At 57.4% G+C, this 15,140-nt stretch carries 14 protein-coding genes; 7 read left to right on the top strand and 7 right to left on the bottom strand.

Annotation, left to right across the window (positions count from 1 at the left end; all coding sequences use genetic code 11):
* Positions 1-426: 426 nt before the first annotated feature.
* Together AAC076_RS01815 and AAC076_RS01810 are read left to right on the top strand one after the other, a co-directional pair.
* Positions 427-1,197, top strand: coding sequence for a hypothetical protein (locus tag AAC076_RS01815; RefSeq protein WP_339842643.1), 771 nt, complete (start codon positions 427-429; stop codon positions 1,195-1,197).
* Positions 1,198-1,260: 63 nt separating this feature from the next.
* Positions 1,261-1,917 carry a glutathione S-transferase family protein gene (locus AAC076_RS01810; protein WP_339842642.1) on the top strand — a complete coding sequence of 219 codons (657 nt, stop codon included), beginning with the start codon at positions 1,261-1,263 and terminating at the stop codon, positions 1,915-1,917.
* On the opposite strand, the gene AAC076_RS01805 is transcribed toward AAC076_RS01810, so the two are convergent.
* Positions 1,914-2,780: an ATP-binding protein gene (locus tag AAC076_RS01805; protein WP_339842651.1), complete on the bottom strand. Its 867-nt coding sequence runs from the start codon at positions 2,778-2,780 to the stop codon at positions 1,914-1,916. The genes AAC076_RS01810 and AAC076_RS01805 overlap by 4 nt on opposite strands.
* Positions 2,781-2,904: 124 nt before the next feature.
* Here AAC076_RS01805 and AAC076_RS01800 point away from each other — a divergent pair, with 124 nt between their 5' ends.
* A complete protein-coding gene (locus tag AAC076_RS01800; RefSeq protein WP_339842640.1) occupies positions 2,905-5,256 on the top strand; it encodes an ATP-binding protein in 2,352 nt (783 codons plus the stop codon).
* A 33-nt stretch (positions 5,257-5,289) separates the two neighbouring features.
* On the opposite strand, the gene AAC076_RS01795 is transcribed toward AAC076_RS01800, so the two are convergent.
* Together AAC076_RS01795 and msrB are read right to left on the bottom strand one after the other, a co-directional pair.
* Entirely contained in the window at positions 5,290-5,799 is a 510-nt protein-coding gene (locus AAC076_RS01795) for a glutathione peroxidase (RefSeq protein ID WP_339842639.1), read from the bottom strand.
* A 35-nt stretch (positions 5,800-5,834) separates the two neighbouring features.
* Positions 5,835-6,230: a peptide-methionine (R)-S-oxide reductase MsrB gene (gene msrB, locus AAC076_RS01790; protein WP_339842638.1), complete on the bottom strand. Its 396-nt coding sequence runs from the start codon at positions 6,228-6,230 to the stop codon at positions 5,835-5,837.
* Between the two features lie 99 nt (positions 6,231-6,329).
* On the opposite strand from msrB, the gene AAC076_RS01785 reads away from it, so the two are divergent.
* The 3 genes from AAC076_RS01785 to htpX all read left to right on the top strand — a co-directional run bounded on the left by AAC076_RS01785 (position 6,330) and on the right by htpX (position 9,070).
* Entirely contained in the window at positions 6,330-7,541 is a 1,212-nt protein-coding gene (locus AAC076_RS01785; protein WP_339842637.1) for a pyridoxal phosphate-dependent aminotransferase, read from the top strand.
* Between the two features lie 25 nt (positions 7,542-7,566).
* The gene (locus AAC076_RS01780) at positions 7,567-8,022 is read left to right on the top strand and encodes a hypothetical protein (RefSeq protein WP_339842636.1); all 456 of its coding nucleotides are present in this window, start codon (positions 7,567-7,569) and stop codon (positions 8,020-8,022) included.
* A gap of 160 nt (positions 8,023-8,182) precedes the next feature.
* Positions 8,183-9,070: a protease HtpX gene (gene htpX / locus AAC076_RS01775; RefSeq protein ID WP_339842635.1), complete on the top strand. Its 888-nt coding sequence runs from the start codon at positions 8,183-8,185 to the stop codon at positions 9,068-9,070.
* Positions 9,071-9,169: 99 nt separating this feature from the next.
* Here htpX and AAC076_RS01770 read toward each other — a convergent pair whose 3' ends face one another.
* From AAC076_RS01770 to AAC076_RS01755, 4 genes are all read right to left on the bottom strand, one after another.
* Positions 9,170-10,309, bottom strand: a complete 1,140-nt coding sequence (locus AAC076_RS01770) for an ATP-NAD kinase family protein (RefSeq protein WP_339842634.1) — start codon at positions 10,307-10,309, stop codon at positions 9,170-9,172.
* Positions 10,306-11,451 carry a 4-phosphoerythronate dehydrogenase PdxB gene (pdxB, locus tag AAC076_RS01765; protein WP_339842633.1) on the bottom strand — a complete coding sequence of 382 codons (1,146 nt, stop codon included), beginning with the start codon at positions 11,449-11,451 and terminating at the stop codon, positions 10,306-10,308. Before pdxB ends, AAC076_RS01770 begins: the two co-directional genes overlap by 4 nt.
* Positions 11,452-11,541: 90 nt before the next feature.
* Positions 11,542-12,975 (bottom strand): diguanylate cyclase, encoded by a 1,434-nt coding sequence (locus tag AAC076_RS01760; RefSeq protein ID WP_339842632.1) that lies wholly within the window; start codon positions 12,973-12,975, stop codon positions 11,542-11,544.
* Positions 12,976-13,083: 108 nt separating this feature from the next.
* Positions 13,084-13,614 carry an elongation factor P hydroxylase gene (locus tag AAC076_RS01755; protein WP_339842631.1) on the bottom strand — a complete coding sequence of 177 codons (531 nt, stop codon included), beginning with the start codon at positions 13,612-13,614 and terminating at the stop codon, positions 13,084-13,086.
* Between the two features lie 63 nt (positions 13,615-13,677).
* Here AAC076_RS01755 and AAC076_RS01750 point away from each other — a divergent pair, with 63 nt between their 5' ends.
* On the top strand, positions 13,678-15,084 hold the full coding sequence (locus AAC076_RS01750; protein ID WP_339842630.1) for an MATE family efflux transporter: 1,407 nt from the start codon (positions 13,678-13,680) through the stop codon (positions 15,082-15,084).
* Positions 15,085-15,140: the final 56 nt, after the last annotated feature.

Below are 15,140 nucleotides of genomic sequence, written 5' to 3'. Positions count from 1 at the left end.
CCCCTGTTACCGCCGTGAAAGGGCGGTGTCCTAGGCCACTAGACGAAGGGGACATTACCCGGTCTTTCATAACCAGGACCTTGATCCTGGCTAACCTGCTGAACAATGTTCGCTGCAAGTGGCGCGCATTTTAGGCATGCACCGATTTATCGTCAACCCCTAAGTCCATCTTTTTCCGGTTTATTTCCTTCTGGGCCAATCAACCTGTCCTTCAGCCCCAAACAACCAGATAGTGAAAAATCTTGTTGCAAGTTAGCGGCAGCTTGATGACCCTGAGACACTATTAGGTTATTGTTGATTTTTAATTAAATTTGCAGGCAGTCTAGGGAAAGAGCTGCAAAACCGACCGGCAAGCCCAGGCACGGGTAACTCCGGGGCACCACTGGCAATATGCCCAGTGCCAATATCCAAGAAGAGAGATTGATCATGTCTCCGTTAGTCATAGGTTTGCTCGTAGCGGGCGGCGTACTCATCCTGCTAAGCATTGGTTTTATCAGTCACGGACTCGAGCGAGCACGTATTGAACGCGCCCGTGCTGTCGCTGAACTGGGTTCACGACTGAAAGTATGCCGCACCATCAACGCGCAACTTCCCGGTCAGTTCATGAGCCCCGAACTCAAGGTCCTGCTCACCAATATAGAAGTCAGTCTGTTGGAAAAACTCATTAGACTTGACCGCAAGGACGAGCGTGCCAAACAGATGCTCGACAGTGCGCGCCAGGAGCTGAAGAAGCCTGAAGTCAGCGTAGATAATCCCCCAGTCAAAATTGAGAGTGATATTCAGGCCAAGGAAGCGCGCCTGATGCTCGAGAATCTGCACAACCTGCTGAAGCAGTCGAAGAAAGAAGGAATGGTTGATCAACTTACCCTGCAACAATGGTCAAACCAGATTAAACAGCATCTGCTCGCCACTTCCCTTGAAGTATTTGAAGTACTGGCCCGCCAGGGCATGCGTCAAGGCAAGCCGCGTGTTGCCAAATTGCAATACGAGCGCGCTATTGCCTACCTGCACCAGCAGAATGATCCCGCCTTGGCCGCTCAGATACTGCGCTTCAAGGAGTTGCTCAAGCAGGCCTCCGAGGCAACGGTGCGCATCGAGCGGGCAGCCGGAGCAGAGTCCAGCGAGCTTAGCGCCGGACTGCAGGAGCTTGAAAATGACGACGAAGAGTGGAAAAAGAAAGCGGTCTACGACGATTGATCCATACCAACTGAATAATCACCGGGGCCTGCAAAGGCCCCGTTTTTCTCTGGAAACCCACCCATGGCCCTTACCCTTTACGGTGCAATACTGTCTCCCTATGTGCGCAAGATTCGCATGCAGCTTGCCGAGCAAGGCATTGCGCACGAGCACGTTGTAGTCGCGCCGTTCCGCCAGCCCGCCTGGTATTTCGATATCAGTCCCATGGGTCGCATCCCGGCCATCCAGGACGGTGACCTGAAGCTGGCCGACTCGGCAGTGATCGCGCAATACCTGCAGGATGCTTACGGCGGAACCTCTTTATACGGTGAAACCCCGGCGCAGGCCGCACGGGTTCGCTGGCTGGAGAAATATGCCGATTACGAATTGGCACCCTACGCTACCTTTACCGTGTTTGCCGAGCGATTCCTTGAGCCCCTCAAAGGCAACAAGAGCAATGAACAGGCTGTGGCCACGGCCCTGAGTGATCACCTGCCACCGCTACTCGATTACCTCAACGGGGAGTTGAACGGCAAGGCATTCTTCCTCGGCGAGCGCATGAGCATGGCGGATATAGCCGTCACCTCTCAACTGATCAATATGGCCCATGTTGGGGAGTTGATTGATGAGGATCGCTGGCCCTGCCTCTCGTCTCTGCTGGCCAGAATGACTGCCCGTTCAAGCCTGAGCAGCCTACTTCCCGCAGAGCACCAGATGATAGCCAAGGTCGGTAACCGCTAGCGCTGCTGATCCAGCAACTGGCTGCCAACCCAGGACCTGGCAAACTGATAGGCGCAGCGGCCGTTGCGGTTACCACGCGACAACGCCCAACGCAGAGCCTGTTGCTGGAGGGCGTCGGACCACTGCCAGTCCAGCTCATGCTCATTGGCCAACACCTGTAACCAATGTTGCGCCACCTGCAGATAATGTTCCTGGGTAAACGGGTAGAAAGATACCCAAAGACCAAATCGGTCGGACAGTGCAATCTTCTCCTCAATCGCCTCACCCGGATGCAGCTCTCCATCGACCATGCTCGCACCGAGATTGTCGCTGCGCTGTTCGGGCAACAGATGGCGTCGGTTGGATGTGGCATAGAGCAACAGGTTGTCAGGCGCAGCTTCAACGGTGCCATCAAGCACGGTTTTCAAAGACTTGTAGGCACTGTCATCTGCCTCGAATGCCAGATCGTCGCAAAAAAGCAGAAACCGCCAGGGCTTATCAGCGATCTCTCGAACCAGGGCCGGCAGGTGCAGCAGATCTCCTTTGTCGATTTCAATAAGACGCAGCCCCTCATGCGCGTGCTCGGCCAACAGCGCGCGAATCAGGGAAGATTTTCCAGTCCCTCGAGCGCCCCAGAGCAACGCATTGTTGGCCGGAACACCGCGAACGAACTGTCTGGTATTGGCCTCCAGCAAAGCCTTCTGACGATCCACCCCCAACAGGTCGGCAAGACACATATCCTGACTGGCAACCAGCGGCCGTAGCCAGCCAGAATCTCCCTGCGACACCCAGCTCGCCGCGGTTACGGTGTCCCAGTCGATTGGCTGATGGGCTTGGTTGGCACTAGACTCCAACCGATCAACCAGCCCTAGAATGCGCTGCATGAATTGCTGCGGGGTAATTTCTGACATACTGATCTCCAAATAATCGCAGAATGCCACGCATGGAGCGGACTCTCCAGCCAGAGTTGGGCTACCATTAACGGCAGACGACAGCGGCAGGACGCTAATGAACATCCGCTTTACCGACCGCCTCTCCTTCAAACAGACACGCCTCGGGGTATTGGCTGCCTTTATCCTCGGCACTCTGCTGGGCCTGGTACAGGTAGTAGTTGACTATCGGGCGCAAAACGCAGCTATCGACGAGGAAGTTCGTGCTCAGATTAACGTGAGTCTTGGGCCGGCCTCACGTATCGCCTACAACATCGACACCGAACTAGCCCTGGAACTGGTCAACGGCCTGCTTAAAGCCCCTCCAGTGGTACGTGCCGAGATTATCGACAATAACGCGATCGCCCTGGCCAGCGTCAGCCGACCTATGGCCAGCAGCCCCTATCGGCCCGTCAGCGATGCCCTGTTCGACCGCCGTCGGACCTACTCGCAACCCCTCTATGTAGTCCATTCACCCAATGAGCTGCTTGGCTATCTGGTCATTGAGGTCGACACCTTTCATCAGGGTGCCAACTTCCTGGGCCGCGCCGGGCTCACCATGCTCTCGGGGTTCATTCTGAGCCTGATCCTCTCACTGGTGCTGATGGTGCTGTTTTACGGCATGTTGACCAAGCCGCTGGTGCGCCTGATCGATGACCTGCTCAACATGAAAACCGGCGATGACGACCGTAGCCGACTACCCTGCCCTGCCCATCATGAACGCGACGAAATTGGTGCGCTGGTAGAGGTGATCAACCGCCAGCTACAAAGTATCGACGTCAATATGCGTCAGAAATTGCGCGCCGAGGAGCGGTTGCGTCAGTACCTCGAAGAACTGGAAATCATCGTCGAGGCCCGTACCACCGAGCTGCAGGAAACCAACGCGCAACTGCGCCGGTCCAACCGCGACCTGGAGAGCTCACGCGAAGAGGCCCTGAGCATGGCACGGGCCCGCTCCTCTTTCCTGGCCAGCATGAGTCATGAGATCCGCACTCCGATCAACGGGCTGCTCGGTATGATCGGGCTGACACTCGACAGTCCGCTGAGCAACGAGCAGCGTCAACAACTGACTATCGCCTACGATTCCGGCAAGGTGCTGGTAGAGCTACTCAACGATATCCTCGACCTGTCCAAGTTCGAGGCCGGCAAACTGCAACTTGAACAGATACCCTTCGATCTGGGTGCACTGCTGGAAGACACCGCCAGCCTTCTATCCCAGAACGCTGGTAAACAGGAGGTCGAACTCACCTGCCGGATAGATCCACTGTTGCCTGGCCTGGTCCAGGGTGACCCGACGCGGATAAGACAGATTGTCAGCAACCTGCTGTCCAACGCCTTGAAATTCACCGAACAGGGACATGTAAACCTGCGGCTAGACCTCGAGCCCACGCTCTCGAACGGTCACCAGATACGCATCACCGTTCGCGACACAGGGATCGGAATTGCCCAGGAATCATTGACGAGCATTTTTTCGCCCTTTACCCAGGCTGATGCGCAAATATCCCGTCGTTTCGGAGGCACCGGTCTGGGATTGGCACTGTGCAAGAGCATGACCGAAGCCATGCACGGCAAACTGGAGGTCGAGTCTCGCTACGCAGAGGGCAGTACCTTTACCGTCACCCTGCCTATCACCCTGCATCAGCAGGAAGCCAGCTACGATTATCCCAGACGCTGCCGCATAGTGATCTGGAGCCGCGAAGGTCGCCTGCAAGGCCAAGTGCTTCTGGAGTTACTGCGTCACTGGAAGATCGACTGCTCCTTGCGAAAGTATTCAGACCAGACACAACCAGGCGAGCAGACCGGTGATGCGGACCTTTGGCTCCTGGATGATCCGGACCTGGCACGCTCTCTGGTCAATCAGCAGCCGAGCCTGCCCCGGCTCCTGGTCTGCCCCTATTCGGAGCAGATCAGCGTCGAGGCAAGTCAGGCGCTGGGGATCTGCGAACAGGTCGCCAGCCCTCCATCACGCGTGCGACTGGCGCGCGCGATTGATCGCTGCATGGGTATTACCAATCAGGAGCAGGAGACTCAATCCAGCCAGTCCCGGCCTACCGGACAGCGCATCCTGCTGGTGGAAGACAACAGCGTTAACCAGCTGGTAGCCCGCGGAATGCTCACCCGCCTGGGCTACGAGGTAGAGATCGCGGAACAGGGCGAAGCCGCCCTGGCCCGTCTGGAGCGAGAGGAATTCGATCTGGTATTGATGGACTGCAACATGCCGGTGATGGACGGCTATGAAACCAGCCGACGCATGCGCGCCGACCCGCGTTGGCAGTCCATCCCTATTATCGCCCTGACCGCCAATGCACTGCATGAGGACCGGCAACGCTGTGAGGAAGCCGGCATGAACGACTATCTGGCCAAACCGTTCAAGCGCGAAGATCTGCAAGCGCTGATGATCAAATGGTTGGAGCCTCCCGCGGTAGACTGATCTCTCAAGACAACCGCGGAACAGGCATCTCACTCAACCAAGCAGAGACTCGATATCCTTGGCCATGTCCGCAGGCGAAGTCGATGGCGCATAGCGGCCAATGATCTTGCCCTGACCATCAACCAGAAACTTGGTGAAGTTCCACTTGATGCCTTTGCTACCCAGCAGACCGGGTGCATCCGACTTGAGTTTCTTGAACAGCGGATGGGCATCGCTGCCATTGACCTCGACCTTGGCAAACATGGGGAAGCTGACGCCGTAGTGTGTCTCGCAGAATGCCGCAATCTGCTCTTCATCACCCGGCTCCTGCCCACCAAACTGATTACACGGAAACCCCGCAACCTGCAGACCCTTTTCATGGTAACTCTGCCATAGCGCCTCCAGCCCCTTGTATTGGGGCGTAAAGCCACATTTGCTGGCCGTATTGACCACCAGATAGGCCTTTGCATTCAGCTCGCCAAGGGTTATCTCTCGGTTATCGATAGTGGTAACGGGGATCTGCAGCACATTCTCGGATTGGTCAGGGCTCGATGTATCGGTCATGGTTGGCTCTCCTGTCAGAATTCTGGATGGCGTGCTCAGGTGCGGGGCTCGAGCCTGAGAGCAACGGAATTGATGCAGTAACGCAGGCCGGTAGGCGGTGGGCCGTCAGGAAACACATGTCCCAGGTGAGAATCGCAACGACTGCAGAGCACCTCGGTACGGTGCATGCCGTGACTGAAATCCTCCACCTCTGTTACCACTTCTTCACTCACGGGAGCGTAGTAGCTGGGCCATCCGCAGCCAGCGTCAAACTGGGTTTCGGTATCGAACAGCTCCGCATCACAGGCGATGCAGTGATAACGCCCCGGCGTAGTATTGGCATAATACGCGCCGGTAAACGGCCGTTCAGTACCCTTGAGCCTGCATACCTGATATTGCTCAGCGTCGAGTTGCTCGCGCCATGCCTGTTCGCTCTTGGTGATCTTGTTCATGTCTACTCCTCTGGAGGTCAATAACGGACTTTCCCAGTCAGGGCCGCACAACGTATGATGAGGGTTTTACGCCCATTCGCACAGCCCCAGGAAAGCACCATGCAGGTTAGCAAATCGCACAAGTTGGCCAATGTCTGTTACGACATCCGCGGGCCCGTTCTGCGCCACGCCAAGCGCCTTGAAGAAGAAGGCCACCGGATTCTCAAACTGAACATCGGCAATCCTGCACCGTTCGGCTTCGAGGCGCCGGAGGAAATCCTCCAGGACGTTATCCTCAACCTGTCTACTGCACAGGGTTACAGCGATTCCAAGGGCCTGTTTTCCGCGCGCAAGGCGGTGATGCATTACACCCAGACCAAGAATATCCCCAACGTGAACATTGAGGATATCTACCTGGGCAATGGTGTTTCAGAGCTTATCGTGATGGCGATGCAAGCGCTGCTCAATAATGGTGACGAAGTATTGATTCCGGCACCCGATTATCCGCTCTGGACCGCCGCGGTAAGCCTCTCGGGCGGCAAGGCAGTTCACTACCTGTGCGATGAGCAGGCGGACTGGTATCCGGACATAGATGACATTCGCAGCAAGATCACGCCCAATACCCGCGCGATCGTCGTCATTAACCCGAACAACCCGACCGGCGCGGTGTATTCCCGAGACATGCTCGAACAGCTGGCCCAGGTGGCGCGTGAAAACGATCTGATCATGTTCGCCGATGAGATCTACGACAAGATTCTCTATGACGGTGTTGAGCACGACTCCATAGCCGCGGTTGCTCCGGACCTGTTCTGTTTAACCTTCAATGGTCTTTCCAAGTCTTATCGTATCGCAGGGTTCCGCTCCGGCTGGCTGATTATCAGCGGTCCCAAGCACAAGGCCCAGAGCTACATCGAGGGTCTGGATATTCTGGCTTCCATGCGGTTGTGCGCCAACGTCCCGGCACAGCATGCGATCCAAACGGCACTGGGCGGCTACCAGAGCATCAACGATCTGATCCTGCCCGGCGGACGACTGCTGGAGCAGCGCGACATTGCCTGGGAACTACTCAACGAGATTCCTGGCGTCAGCTGCACCAAGCCTCAGGGCGCGCTTTATCTGTTCCCGAAACTGGATCCCAAGGTTTATCCGATCCACAACGATGAGAAGATGGTGCTGGATCTGCTCTTGCAGGAAAAGATCCTCGTCGTTCAAGGTACCGCCTTCAACTGGCCCTGGCCGGATCACTTCCGCATCGTCTCACTGCCCCGCAAGGACGATCTGGAAATGGCTATCGGGCGGATCGGCAAGTTCCTCAAGCATTATCGGCAGTAAAACGCCGCGAAGAGTGGAGACCCCTATGGCAGACCTGCATATCGATGACTTTTATCACGACGTCGCCGGCATTCTATTGGGGCTCTACAACAGTTTTCCTCGGCTAACTACACTGTTCGTCGCAGACCTGATTGGCGAGCATGAACCGGACGCCTTTGGCGTTCCGGCGCCACGCCATCTCGCCTGCTTCAGTGCGATGCTCTGGTTGGCAGACGAAGGCTTTCTACGATACTCCGACGTCATTCGTCAGGAAGCAATCGACCAGTGCTGTCTAACAGAGCGGGCCTTTGTATTGCTGAGCAGCCCGGCCGAGGAGATGCTTGACTCCAGCCTGCCAGCCAGCATAGCCCGTCAACGGGCAACATTGGCGCAGCAGCTACGCGATGCACGGGCAAGCGGCTCATCGATTCGTGTGGCAGAGGCCGCCCATCTTTGCTTCCTTCGATCGCCCGCAAAGGGCCCCATCAGAAATCCCGTCTAGCGCGGGAATCAGTGCTTTTTGTAGTAACACGATTTGCAACAGACGCCCTATTGAAAGCCGCCAGAAAACACCCATTATTATCGCTCTATTTTCTGGGTTATTGCCGTCGTGGGAAGACGAAGGCGAAAACCCGTTTGACCCTTTGAGGAGACTCCAGTTCATGATGCGCATTGTTCTTTTCCTGGCCACCAACATGGCTATTTTGCTGGTAGCCAGCGTTACGCTCAGCTTGCTGGGCATTGGCACAACGAACGCTGCCGGTGGCATCAATCTGACCGGGATGCTCATTTTTTGCGCCCTGTTCGGCTTTGGCGGCGCCTTTGTATCCCTGTTTCTATCCAAATGGATGGCCAAGCGCGGCACAGGCGCCCGTGTCATCGAAACGCCGCAGAATCGCCAGGAGCAGTGGCTGGTCGATACCGTCGCCGCGCTGGCCAAGCAGGCCAATATCGGCATGCCCGAAGTAGCTATTTTTCCGTCCCGTGCGCCAAACGCCTTTGCTACTGGCTGGAATCGCAACTCCTCTCTTGTAGCGGTTTCTGAGGGCATGCTGCAGCGTTTCAGCCCCAACGAAGTGAAGGCCGTGATGGCCCACGAAATCGGTCACGTGGCTAACGGAGACATGGTCACGCTGACGCTGATTCAGGGCGTGGTGAACACCTTCGTGATGTTCTTCGCACGCATCATCGGCAGCTTTGTGGATCGAGTCATCTTCAAGAACGAGAGCGGTCCCGGATTCGGCTATATCATTGCGACGATTTTTGCCGAGATCATCCTGGGCATTCTGGCCAGCACCATTGTGATGTGGTTTTCGCGTCAAAGGGAGTTCCGTGCCGACGCAGCAGCTGCCCAGTTGGCCGGCGCAGGAAACATGATCGCGGCGCTTGAGCACCTGCGTTCCGAGCAAGGCGTAGAGGTCGAGTTACCCGGAGAAATGACTGCATTTGGCATCAACGGTGGCCTGCGCAAGGGTCTGGCAGCTCTCTTCATGACTCACCCGCCGCTGGAAGAGCGTATCGCAGCGCTGAAAACCGCAGGCTTTCGCTAAAACAAGCGGCGGATTTCAAGCTCGAAAAGAGGTAGTAAAGCCCGCAGAGTTGATCAAGCTCTGCGGGCTTTTTTCTTTTGCAGCGTCAAGCATCGAGCCCTATTCAGCCCTCCAACTAGCCGGATAGAGCATCTCCTCCCGATACCCACTGAGTACTCGCCTCAGCCCAGTGAGCTCCTGATCCAGATCCGCGTCGCCGCTGTCGAGCAGAAAGGGTCTGCCGGCCAGGGTTTTGAGTTTTGTCTTGGTTGCGACAACCAGCAGGTTGTCCGTGCCTACGGCCCGAACAACGCGAGGTGATATTTGCTGATTTCCGCGCCCGAGAATATGCCCCTGACCGCCAATGGCAGTAACCAGGATGCGCCATTCGCCACCCTCTTCCAGCAACTTCCAGAGCTGTTTTTCGGTTGCATCCAAGGCAAGTAGTTGGCCGTCACGCAGCACATCCACACCGAGCAGAGTACCTTCCAGGCCCATTGCCTCCAGAAGGCCCAGACTGGTTGAGCCCGGACCCATGATCCAGCCGATCTGCGGGTCTTCTTCCTGAAGCCAGCCGGCGATATCGTCAAGTACCAGCGTTTCGGTCTCTCGGCCGCTCTGCTTTACCTGCTGAACAAATCGCCCTTCCTCTGGAATCGCCAGTTCACCGAAGTGCCGGGTGCGAACCTTACCCTGGCGAAAGGCATCCTCGTCAATATCGCGTACTTCCGCCTCACCCAGACGAACCAGCTCACCCCGGACTAACAAGGAAACAAGCTCACCCGCCGCGCGCGGATTGACCGCATAGACACCCGAATGAATCTTCACCCCCGCCGGTATGCCCAGCACCAGTTGACCAGCCTTGATGCTGCTGCAAATATCCCGAGCGGTCCCGTCGCCACCGGCGAACAACAATAAATCCACACCCTGACTGACCAGTTCGGCAGCTAGCCTACAGGTGTCCTGGGCGCAGGTACGCTGGGCATCCAGTTCTCCGACAACCTGATGCGTAAAGCCCAGCTCCGCTGCCAGGTCCGCACCCATAGGGCCGGGAGCAACAAGCAGCTCGATACGCTCGGCATAGGGCAGAACCACTTCGAGGGCCTTGCGTACACGCTCATTGGCCAGGGGCTTGACCCCCATCGCCAGCGCCTGTTCAGCCACGTCGTCGGAACCCTTGAGAGCAGCCTGGCCACCAAGCCCCGCCAGGGGATTGATGATCAAGCCAATACGAAAGCGCTGTCCGGTGATACCTGTCATGGAGTGTTGAACCCCGCTGCACGCAGGAGTGACTCTGTCGCCTCATGCCTCGTACCCACCAGATCTATAAGCGCCGCCTCCCGGCGCAAAGGGTAGCCCTTGCGCAGGGCATCAAATCCGGCGCGACGCTGGGCCGGACTCTCTGAGCTTTCAAGCATCTGGCGCATTCGAGCATCGTCGTCCCGCACGTCATAGACCCAGCGCAAAGCCCGTGCAAGTAACCAGTCGGCAGGCGTCTCCGGGGAGAACTGAATACTTGCCTTCCCCGCAGAGGGCGCGAGCGCCTGTAATGAGATACTGGCTGTGCGACCCAGGTAGTTACACAAAGCCTGGTAGATTTGTTCGGTACCGCGCAGCTTGCCGTCAAGGCTGTAGCCTGCAACATGCGGGGTTACCAGGGCGCACAGGCGCGCCAGGACTGGGTCCGCATCCGGCTCGTGCTCCCAGACATCCAGTGCCACCTGAAGATCCGGCCTCTCTGCCAACACGGTAGCCAAAGCCTGGTTGTCGATCACCGGGCCGCGGCTGCTGTTGATCAGCCAGGCACCCGCACGCAGTCCCTGCAAGCGGGACTGATCCAAGAGATGGAAAGTGGGATGTTCGCCCTCGCGGATAAGGGGCACATGGCAAGTGATCACATCAGCCTCGGCGATCAGCTCATCAAGCGTGTTCAGTCCCGTTTCACCCTGATCCGCTAGTGGTGGGTCACAGCGCAGACAGCGCACACCCAAAGCTTCCAGCGTACGCACCAGGCGGCCGCCAACCTGTCCAAGACCAACTACCCCTACTGTCCTGTTTTGCCAGTGTTCGCCACTGCGTTCTGCCAGGGTCAGCAGGCAACTGAGCACATACTCCACCACACCCCTTGCATTGCAACCAGGGGCACTGGCCACGGTGACGCCGGCCCGCTGCAGCCCGTGGAGATCAAGATGATCAGTACCGATCGTACAGGTACCAACAAAGCGCACCGGCGTTTCAGACAATAGCTGTGCTGTCACCTGTGTAACCGAGCGCACCAGCAATACGTCAGCGTCAGCCAACACAGCACGATCTATGTTTCTTCCAGGCATCCGGCTGATGGTGCCGAAAGTACCGAAAAAGGCATCAAGCAGAGGGATATTTTCGTCGGCGACAATTCGCATGCGTGCAGTCCATGATTTCGGGAGCAATATCAGGTGTTCTGGCAACGGCCAAAGATAACATGCAGCAGACCTGGGGCCGAGGGCTGAGCCTCAGCCATCTTCCCGCGGTGCGGGGGCATCATGCGCAAAGCTGCTGGCGAGAACGTAATCGGAGCTGCCGGCTTTGGCTCGATAAAGCGCCTTGTCGGCAATATTAAGCAGTTGTTCGGGGGCCAACGTGTTGCTCACGTCTGCGACGGCAACACCCAGACTGACTCCAACGGTTATGACCTGATTGCCAATCTCGACAGGCTGGGTCAGCACACTGACTACCTTTTCTGCCATTTGCCGAATATGGTTCTCAGTTGCGCCGGGCAGCAAGATGACAAACTCGTCGCCGCCCTGGCGCGCCACCGTATCGGTGCTGCGCAGGGTCGCCAGCAGCCGCTGGGCTACCGTTTTCAGGACCTGGTCGCCCACGGCATGGCCATGAGTATCGTTCAACGCTTTGAACTTGTTCAGATCAAGCATGAATAAGGCATAGGGCGTACCCATTCGAAGCCGCTCAGCCTCGGCGCGCTGCATGGCCAGGCCAAGCAGTCGTCGGTTTGCCAGACCGGTGAGACTATCCAGGTGAGCCATTCTGTTGAGTGGTCCGACCATGTTGCGAGTAACGTAATAAACAGCAAGCGCTGAAAGCAGAAGACCGATCACGAGCATGATCAGAATCACAGTCTCCATCTTTTTGTAGGAAACCAGCGCCTCCTCCAGCGATAGCCCAAGCACCATGACTAGCTCCGGTGCATCCTCGGCATCCAGTGGAATACTGAGCATCTGGAATCGGCCGGTTTGCGTCTCAAGTTGCCAGCCGCCAATAGCCTGTGCTTCCAGCTCAAGTTCTCTGAATACCGCATCGTTTAGAGTGCTCGAAAGACCACCCCACATGCCGTCTCTGGTGCGCGATAACACACTGACTTCAATTCCATTGAGCTCGCCGAGATCACTCAGCAATGTTTCATCCAGCAAGAAACCCATCGTTAACCAACCAGCCAGATCGGGCGACATTATTGGCGTACTGACCAACTGGTATATCTGGTCGTGGCCGACTGCAAGACGGGCGATCTGCGCCCCTTGACTGGCCCCAAGAAGCGCAGCGGCATCGACCTCTGTTGGAACAGGCCCGCCACCTGGTGCCAGAAGGGTGATCGGCTGATGGGCAAGGTCGCTGAGAATCATCAGGGAGGCATTCATCCGCTTGCCGTGATTGTCGAGCATCGAGCGTATGGTCGGCAGATCGCCGGAGGCAAGGGCCTCACGCAAACCGAAATCGCGGGCAATAACACTGGCTGCCTGATCCAGGCGATCGTGGCGCAAGGTGAGCAGACGATTGATCACCTGAGCGCCGATGCGCAGCTCATCGTCTAGCGTGGTAGCGGCAATGGTTCGATTGGATTGAACCACTACCCAGTAGCCACCAACCTGGATAAACATCAATAGCAGGATCAGGCAGGTGATGATCCTCCATTCATAGGAGCGGTAGTTCATTACTTCTCCTGAAAAAAGGAACCCGGCCTGGGAGATAGAAGAAACATTCTAGACAGTAGTGACGATCAACAACAGTTATTGTTGCTTCGCCCAGGCACCCCTCTACGCTCAAACCGCTTCCAGCTGGGGTCGGCGCAATGTCTGCCCGGGGCGATAATGTGCGAGCAGAGCGTTAACAAAGCGAGACGGGCGCTCTGCCAGCCCGCTGGCGAGGTATGCCAGCGCCTGCTGATGCACCTGACTCTGGAAGGGTATGGGGTCAGTTGGCTCACCACCCAGATTATCCAGACTGACGCTGAACCGGTGTCCCACAGCTTCGCAGAAAAGCTGCTCAAGGGCCTGGGGCTTGACCTCCACCTGCTCGAAGGCCCGCTGCTGTTCGGTGTTACGGCCATCGGGCGCGTACCAGTATCCAAAATCCGCGAGCAAACGGCGCTCAGCGCCGGCAACGCACCAGTGAGCAACCTCGTGCAACGCGCTACGGAAATAATCACGGGTAAAAAAGATCCGGTGCTGCGGATGCATGGCATCGGCTGGCACGTATTCAGGCTCTGCTGCACCACCCACCAGAATGGTGTTGTAGTCACTGGCAAAACAGGCTTCGAAGAGGCGGATCAGATCCTGGCAATCGTGTGTCATGGTCGGCTGGACAATGGTCGGCAAGTTGTTAGGATGGGGCGCTTTTCTTCGGACTAACCGGCTATGACCTCCAGCGAATCCGGCACCTACAGGCGCCGCAGTGTAACAGAATTGCGCTCCCTGATCTGGCTGGCGTTGCCGATCATCGCCGCCCAGATGTCGCATACACTGCTCGGTTTTGTCGACGCCGCGATGGCCGGACGAGTCAGCGCCGTCGATCTCGCAGCCGTGGCCCTGGGTAACGCGTTCTGGGTGCCCACCTTCCTGTTTCTCACCGGCGTGCTGATGATTGTTACTTCCAAGGTGGCGGCCGCCAACGGTAGTGGCCGTCTGAGTGACGCTGGCAGCCTGGTGCGTCAGGGCGCGTGGCTCGGCCTGACTATCGGCTGTCTTAGCGCCGTGTTTCTGAGCTCGGTTGAACCCATCATGCATTGGATGGAGGTCGAGCCCCAGCTGATCCCGATCACCGTCGACTATCTCATCGCTGTAGCTATCGGCTTCCCCGCTGTGGCGCTGTTCCAGGCCCTGCGCGGGTTAACCGACGGCATGTCACAAACCAAGCCCACCATGCTGATCGGCTTTCTGGGACTGGCACTGAACGTACCGGCCAACTATGTTCTGGTTTACGGGAAGCTGGGATTGCCGGCAATGGGCGCAGTGGGTTGCGGCGTCGCAACCGCCCTGGTGATGTGGTTCATGCTGGGCTGTATGGTGGTCTATCTCAAGCGCTCGGAGCTGTATCGCGTGACCGGCCTGTTCAGTCATTTCGAATGGCCCAGCTGGTCTGTGCAGCGCCACCTGCTGGGCCTGGGACTACCGATTGGCATGGCCCTGTTTGCCGAAACCAGCATGTTCTGTGTCATCGCCCTGCTGATCGGCGGTCTGGGAGCCATCGTTGTTGCCGGACACCAGATTGCCATGAATTTCTCATCCCTGACCTTCATGGTGCCCTTCAGTCTGGGGCTCGCAATAACCGTTCGGGTAGGCCACAACCTGGGCCTGAACGGCGCCCGGGCAGGTCTTTTTGCAGCCAAGATGGGGCTCGGGGTCGCCCTGTTTTTCGCGATCATTGCCGCCTCGATCATGCTTGGTCTGGCGCAATGGATACCCTTGATGTACACCGACAACCCCCAGGTTATCGCGTTGGCCACGCAGCTATTTTTCTACGCAGCGCTTTATCAGTTTTCTGATGCGATTCAGGTCGCGTGCGCAGGCGCCCTGCGTGGCTACCAGGACACGCGCCTGCCGATGGTGCTGACCATGACTGCCTATTGGGCGATCGGTCTACCGAGTAGTTACATACTGGGCCTGACCGACATGGTCGGCCCCGCCCGCGGCCCAGTCGGCTTTTGGCAGGGTCTGATTATCGGCCTCACGGCGGCCGCCATCTTTCTCTCACTACGCCTTTATTGGGTCAGCGCTGCGCGCAAGCGCCACCAACCCTGGGGCAGTGCCGGAAAACTTCGGTAACGGGTCGCTGCAATTGCGCCCGGCGCGGCGTGCCATACTCGCATCATCCCAATTCG

Origin of the sequence: uncultured Halopseudomonas sp., assembly GCF_963977355.1 — a bacterium.
GTDB lineage: Bacteria > Pseudomonadota > Gammaproteobacteria > Pseudomonadales > Pseudomonadaceae > Halopseudomonas.
Note: the sequence above shows the minus strand (reverse complement) of the source record. Positions and strands in the feature narration are given on the sequence as shown.

What these genes read in the sequence shown, in the direction of transcription:
- AAC076_RS01760 (WP_339842632.1), bottom strand. Translation starts at nt 12,975, where the DNA reads ATGAACTACCGCTCCTATGAATGGAGGATCATCACCTGCCTGATCCTG.
- AAC076_RS01780 (WP_339842636.1), top strand. Translation starts at nt 7,567, where the DNA reads ATGGCAGACCTGCATATCGATGACTTTTATCACGACGTCGCCGGCATT.
- AAC076_RS01770 (WP_339842634.1), bottom strand. Translation starts at nt 10,309, where the DNA reads ATGACAGGTATCACCGGACAGCGCTTTCGTATTGGCTTGATCATCAAT.
- AAC076_RS01785 (WP_339842637.1), top strand. Translation starts at nt 6,330, where the DNA reads ATGCAGGTTAGCAAATCGCACAAGTTGGCCAATGTCTGTTACGACATC.
- AAC076_RS01795 (WP_339842639.1), bottom strand. Translation starts at nt 5,799, where the DNA reads ATGACCGATACATCGAGCCCTGACCAATCCGAGAATGTGCTGCAGATC.
- AAC076_RS01810 (WP_339842642.1), top strand. Translation starts at nt 1,261, where the DNA reads ATGGCCCTTACCCTTTACGGTGCAATACTGTCTCCCTATGTGCGCAAG.
- AAC076_RS01755 (WP_339842631.1), bottom strand. Translation starts at nt 13,614, where the DNA reads ATGACACACGATTGCCAGGATCTGATCCGCCTCTTCGAAGCCTGTTTT.
- htpX (WP_339842635.1), top strand. Translation starts at nt 8,183, where the DNA reads ATGATGCGCATTGTTCTTTTCCTGGCCACCAACATGGCTATTTTGCTG.
- AAC076_RS01750 (WP_339842630.1), top strand. Translation starts at nt 13,678, where the DNA reads ATGACCTCCAGCGAATCCGGCACCTACAGGCGCCGCAGTGTAACAGAA.
- AAC076_RS01800 (WP_339842640.1), top strand. Translation starts at nt 2,905, where the DNA reads ATGAACATCCGCTTTACCGACCGCCTCTCCTTCAAACAGACACGCCTC.
- AAC076_RS01815 (WP_339842643.1), top strand. Translation starts at nt 427, where the DNA reads ATGTCTCCGTTAGTCATAGGTTTGCTCGTAGCGGGCGGCGTACTCATC.
- AAC076_RS01805 (WP_339842651.1), bottom strand. Translation starts at nt 2,780, where the DNA reads ATGCAGCGCATTCTAGGGCTGGTTGATCGGTTGGAGTCTAGTGCCAAC.
- msrB (WP_339842638.1), bottom strand. Translation starts at nt 6,230, where the DNA reads ATGAACAAGATCACCAAGAGCGAACAGGCATGGCGCGAGCAACTCGAC.
- pdxB (WP_339842633.1), bottom strand. Translation starts at nt 11,451, where the DNA reads ATGCGAATTGTCGCCGACGAAAATATCCCTCTGCTTGATGCCTTTTTC.